This window comes from Micromonospora sp. NPDC051296 (assembly GCF_040682255.1).
Lineage (GTDB): Bacteria > Actinomycetota > Actinomycetes > Mycobacteriales > Micromonosporaceae > Micromonospora > Micromonospora craterilacus.
Genome location: NZ_JBFBAO010000428.1, coordinates 1 through 5,372 on the forward strand (window position 1 = coordinate 1; position 5,372 = coordinate 5,372).

A 5,372-nucleotide genomic window follows, 5' to 3' on the forward strand; every position below is an offset into this window, starting at 1 on the left:
CCGCCGTTCTGGTCGGCACCGAATCGCAGCTCGCGGGTGGCGCAGCCGATGATGCCGCCGTCCGGCACCTTGGCCGTGCCGGCCTGCTGGCCGTCGAGATAGACCACGATGTTGCCGCCGTCGTCCATCGTGACGACCAGATCGACGTACCGACCGACGGGTACGGTGGCGTTGCTGGTGACGCCGGCGCCGGAGCCGATGAACCGCACCTGGTTGTTGGGGGTGAGGTCGATCAGCACTCCGTCGGTGCCCGGGTCACCGCTGGGCTGGAAGTCGAACAACCGCCGGTAGCTGCCGCTCGTGGTCACCTTGACCTCGGCGGCGAAGGTGGCGGTCTCCAGGAACCCCAGGGTGGTGGGGGCGGTCCGCAGGTATCGCGTGCCGTTGAGCGCCAGCGCACTTCCGGTGGGCCCGTCCGCGACGTACCCGGCCCCGGTGTGCACCGTGGCGGTGCGCCCGTGCGGCGACCGGTCGGCGACCGTGTCCCCGCTGGTGGGGTCCCAGGCGACCAGCGGGTGGGCCGGGTCCGGCCGGCCGCAGGGCGGCGGTACGGGCAACGCCACGGCCGTCCACGCGGACGCCCGCCAGCCGTTGCGGGTGACCAGCCGCGCCTCGATCCGGTTCTTGCCGGGCGTGGCCTGCTGGGTCGGGGTGACGGTGAACCGGTACACCCGGGAGCTGCCCGACCCCGTCCGGGGCACCTCGAACTGCGCGGGTTGCGCGTTCCAGCCCGCCGGCAGGGCCAGCGTCAACGTCGACGGTGGGAGGTTGACCCGGGCGTTGACGGTCACCGCGACCATCCCGGATTCGTCCACCTCCAGGGTCTGCGGCGCGGCGACGGCGAAGGCGACCTGTGCGGTGGCGACGTAACGGTGCCCCTGCTGCGCGGTGAAGGTGAGCCGCTCGCCCTGCGGCCGGGCCGTGACCCGCCTGCCGGTGGTGGTGTCCACCAGTTGGTACGGTCCGGCGAACAGCGGACTGCGCAGCGTCACCGCACCGGTCCGGCCGGCGGTGACGGCGATCTCGGTCGCGGCACCGGCCGACCATGCCGTGTCGACGGTGAGGTCACCGCGGGCGCGCAGCCCGCTGATCGAGCCGTCGGCCCAGGCGCTGGGCAGTGCCGGCAGGATGTGCACGTCGCCGCTCTGGCTCTGCAGCAGCATCTCCGCCACCCCGGAGGTGGCCCCGAAGTTCCCGTCGATCTGGAACGGCGGGTGGGTGTCCCACAGGTTGGTCAGGGTGCTCTGCCGCAGTTGCTCGGTGAGCATCTTGTGAGCGTGGTCGCCGTCGAGGAGCCGGGCCCAGAAGTTGATCTTCCATGCTTTGCTCCAGCCGGTGCCGCCATCGCCCCGCGCGGTCAGCGAGACCTTGGCCGCGGCGGCCAGCTCGGGGTCACGCAGTGCGGATACCTGCGCGCCGGGGTGCAGGGCGAACAGGTGCGAGACGTGCCGGTGCTCGTTCCTCGGGTCGTCCAGGTCCGCCTTCCACTCCTGCAACTGCCCCCAGGAACCGACCCGGATGCCCGGGTCGAGCCGACCGAGCGCGGCCCGCAGCTCCTGCCGGAACGCGTCGTCGCCCCCGACGATCCCGGCGACCTCGACGGTGTTGGTGAACAGCTCCCAGACGATCTGCTGCGACATCGACGCGCCGGCGGTGAAGTCGCCCTGCTCGGGCGAGTAGCTCGGCGACACCACCAGCTTGCCGTCGCGCGGGTCGACGACCAGTTCGTCCAGCCAGAACTGGGCGAGCTCCTTCATGACCGGGTACGCGCGGTCGCGCAGGAACGCGCCGTCGCGGGTGAACTGGTAGTGCTGGTAGTAGTGCTGGGCCAGCCAGGCGCCGGCCTCCGGGAACCAGAACGAGGTGGCCCAGTTGTGCAGGCCGTGAAACCGTAGATGTTGGTCTCGTTGTTCACCACCCAGCCCCGGTTGCCGTAGATCTCCCGCGCGCTGACCCGGCCGGGCGGCACCATCGAGTCGACGTAGTCGAACAGCGGCGCGGTGGTCTCGGAGAGGTTGGTGATCTCGGCCGGCCAGTAGTTCATCTGTAGGTTGATGTTGACGTGGTAGTCGGCGTCCCAGGGTGGGTTGGTCACGTTGTTCCAGACGCCCTGCAGGTTCGCCGGGAGCGACCCGGCCCGGGACGACGCGATCAGCAGGTAGCGGCCGTACTGGAAGAACAGCGCCTCCAGGGCCCGGTCCGCCGGCGAGCCGCCGCCGGTGTAGCCGCGCAACAGGTCGTCGGTCGGAATCTCGGGCATCTGCTGACCGATGTCCAGCCGGACCCGGTCGAACAGCGCGCGGTGGTCGGCGGTGTGCGCGGCGAGCAGTTGGGCGTACGTCCTGCCCGCCGCGGCGTTCACGGTGGCCGTCACGGCCGGGTGCGGGTCGGCGCCCCGGTAGGTGGGGTAGCTGGGCGCGTAGTCGGTGCCGGCGGCCAGGATCACCGTGGCGGCGTCGGCGTCCCGTACGGTGACCGTGCCATCGGCACCGTCCGTTACCGCGCCGCCCTCCGCCTTGACCTGGATCTGCGACTCGAACCTGAGCCGGTTGTCGTTGAGCGCGCCGGCGAAGGTGATGCGACCGCCGCTGGCGGTGACCGTTTTGGACCGGTTGCTCGGCGCCGTGACACCGGCGGTGAAGCCGATCCGGCCCGGCTGGTCGGCGCTGATCCGGACCACCAGGACGTGGTCCGGGTAGCTGGCGAAGTACTCGCGGGTGTAGCGAACCCCGCCGTCGAGGTACGAGAGCTTGGCCACCGCGGTGCCGATGTTCAGCTCCCGCCGGTATTCCTGGACCGCTCCGGGGTCCCGGGTGAGGCGCAGCGACAGGTCACCGAAGGTGTTGTACGAGCCGAATCCGCTCTTGGGCTGGCCGAGCCGGTTCGCCACCTCCGAGGGTGACAGCCGGCCGCGCTCGTTGATCAGCCGTTGCACCTCCTCGATGGCGCCCGGCCGTGGCGAGGTCCAGTTTCCGAAGTTGTAGCCGTTCGCCGAGCCGGGGCCGCCGGTCCACAGGGTCTTCTCGTTGAACTGCACGGTCTCCGCCGCCACCCGGCCGAAGACCATGCCGCCGAGGGCGCCGTTACCGATCGGCAGCGCCTGGGTTTCCCAGTTGGCGGCCGGTTCGTCGTACCAGAGGGTGAGGGGGTCCTGAGCGGCGGCGGTGGCGGTGGCGGTGGCGCCCGGGGTGGCGCCCGCCGGGGTGGTGGCGGACCAGGCGGGCAGCACGGCCACCAGGCTGGCCGCGAGGGCTGCGGTCGTCAAGCGACGAAGAGATCGCCGCCGGCGTGGGTCATCCATCGATGTCTCCGGGTCGTCCGAGGGCAGGGGTGGGGGTACGGACCGGCCGGGTCACCAGCGGAAGCCGAATCACCTCCGATGTTTGAGCACGAGGCTACAAAGGACATCAGCAAGAAACAAGGAGCCAACGCCATCGATCCCGCTCGGTGAGCACTCCCACCTCGGCAAAGCCTCCGGCCCGGTCGGCGGCGTCGGCCAACCAACCTCAGCAGACAGATATCGCAACCTTGTGGACGCCACAACGGGCTGATAGACATCGGACGTATCGGCGGGCTCGTTGCGACACGGTGACTGGGCGACGGGCGAGGCGATGCTGGGCGAAATCCCTTCGCGGCAGGGCGCGACGCCGGCCGCGTCGTGGACCCGCACGGCGCGCCAGCGCCAGGTGGCGACCGGTCAGCCGTCGATGTGGCGACCGGCGCCGCGGGTGCGCCCGACCGCCGGCCCCGCCTTGCGCACCGATCGGCGTACCACCGCGCCGCCCGGGTCACCCGGCCGGCCGGGGCCGACCACGTCCCCGCGTACGTCGGAGACGATGGTGGCCAGGAGGTCCCGGCTGTGTTGCAGTGCCGCGATCTTCTCGGTCAGCGTGTCCAGTTCGCCCTGCAGGGTCTCGGCCAACCGGGCACGATCGGCCGGCTCGTCGGGGATCACCGCCCGCCCGTCCAGCAGGAACCTCAGTGCCTGCCCGACCACCCCGGAGGGCAGCGCGGCCGACAGCATGCAGCGGATGCGGGCCACCCGGTCGACGTCGGCCTCCTGGTAGACCCGGTATCCCGAGTCGGTCCGGGTGGGCACCAGCAGCCCCTGCTCCTCGTAGTAGCGCAGCATCCGCACCGAGGCCCCGGTCCGCCTGCTCAACTCCCCGATCTGCACACCTTGACTCTAACGTCAGTGTCAGGCTTTAGCGTCGGCCGCGTGATCATCTACGTCCTTCTCGTCTGCTCGTTCGCCGTGGCCACCGCCGAGTTCGTGCTGGTCGGCCTGCTCCCCCAGGTCGCCGCCGAACTGGGTGTGTCGGTTCCCGCCGCTGGGCAACTGGTCACCGCGTACATGGTGGTGGTCACCCTGGGCGGGCCGGTCGCCACCGTACTGACCCGCCGGCTGCCCCGGCGTGGGCTGCTGGCCGCCACCATGGCGCTGGCCACGGTGTCCGCGGTGGCCAGCGCCATGGCCACCTCGTACCCGATGCTGCTCTCCGCCCGGCTCGGCGCTGGCCCAGGCCCTGTTCATGGCGGTGGCGTCCCAGGTGGCCATGGCCTCGGTGCCACCCGAGCGGCAGACCACCGCGGTGGCCCGGCTGTTCGGCGGGTTCGCGCTGGCCACCGTCCTCGGCCTGCCGCTGGGCAGCCTGCTCGGCGAGGCGTTCGGCTGGCCGGTGACCTTCGTGGCGGTGGCCGTCCTGGCCGCCACCGGGCTGCTCGGGGTGCTCGTGTTCTGCCCCCGGGTTGCCACGCCGCCACCGGCCGGGGTACGCGAGAGCGTCGGCGGGCTGTTCCGCCCCGCTCTCCTCGCCGGGTTCGGGGTGACCCTGCTGGCGCTGACCGGCTTCGTGGCGGCGTTCACCTACGTCGCGCCGATGCTGCGCGAGGTCACCGGGTTGAGCCCGGGCTGGGTCAGCGTCGGGCTTGTCGGCTACGGCCTGGGCACCATCGCCGGCAACCTGCTCGCCGGCCGGGTACGCCCGGACGCGATCAGCCGCCGACTGCCGGCGGCGGTCGGCGCCCTGGCCGTGATCCTGCTGGCGCAGCCGATCCTGCTGCCCGTCCCGCCGGTGGCGCTGGCCGGGCTGGCCCTGCTGGGTGCGGCGGCGTTCCTGGTCGTACCGCTGGTCCAGACCTGGCTGATGGGCCAGGTCGACGCGGGCGCCACCGGGCTGGTGGCCGCCGTCAACATCTCGGTCGCCGGCGCCGCCGGAGCACTCGGGGCCGCGCTCGGCGGCGCGGTGCTCACGGTCGGGCTCGGTGCGGCCTGGATCGGCCCGGTCGCCGCCGTCTCGGTGCTGGCCGCGACCGTCGTCGCGGCCGGCATCGCCCGGCAACGGGCACCGGTCCCGAGGCCGCAGCCCTGT

Annotated in this window: 3 protein-coding genes and 1 pseudogene; 1 reads left to right on the forward strand and 3 read right to left on the reverse strand. The window is 72.1% G+C overall.

Annotated elements, in window-relative coordinates; all coding sequences use genetic code 11:
* From AB0M52_RS29915 to AB0M52_RS29925, 3 genes are all read right to left on the reverse strand, one after another.
* Window positions 1-1,757, reverse strand: a 1,757-nt coding sequence (locus AB0M52_RS29915; protein ID WP_363960684.1) for a glycoside hydrolase family 95-like protein, incomplete at its 3' end; no start/stop codon positions are given.
* The gene (locus tag AB0M52_RS29920; protein WP_363960686.1) at window positions 1,754-3,265 is read right to left on the reverse strand and encodes a glycoside hydrolase family 95 protein; all 1,512 of its coding nucleotides are present in this window, start codon (window positions 3,263-3,265) and stop codon (window positions 1,754-1,756) included. The genes AB0M52_RS29915 and AB0M52_RS29920, both read right to left, overlap by 4 nt.
* Window positions 3,266-3,697: 432 nt before the next feature.
* Window positions 3,698-4,177, reverse strand: a complete 480-nt coding sequence (locus AB0M52_RS29925) for a MerR family transcriptional regulator (protein WP_363960688.1) — start codon at window positions 4,175-4,177, stop codon at window positions 3,698-3,700.
* Window positions 4,178-4,273: 96 nt separating this feature from the next.
* Between AB0M52_RS29925 and AB0M52_RS29930 the strand changes: the two are divergent.
* Window positions 4,274-5,372 (forward strand): annotated as a pseudogene (locus AB0M52_RS29930) (MFS transporter); the annotation flags it as partial.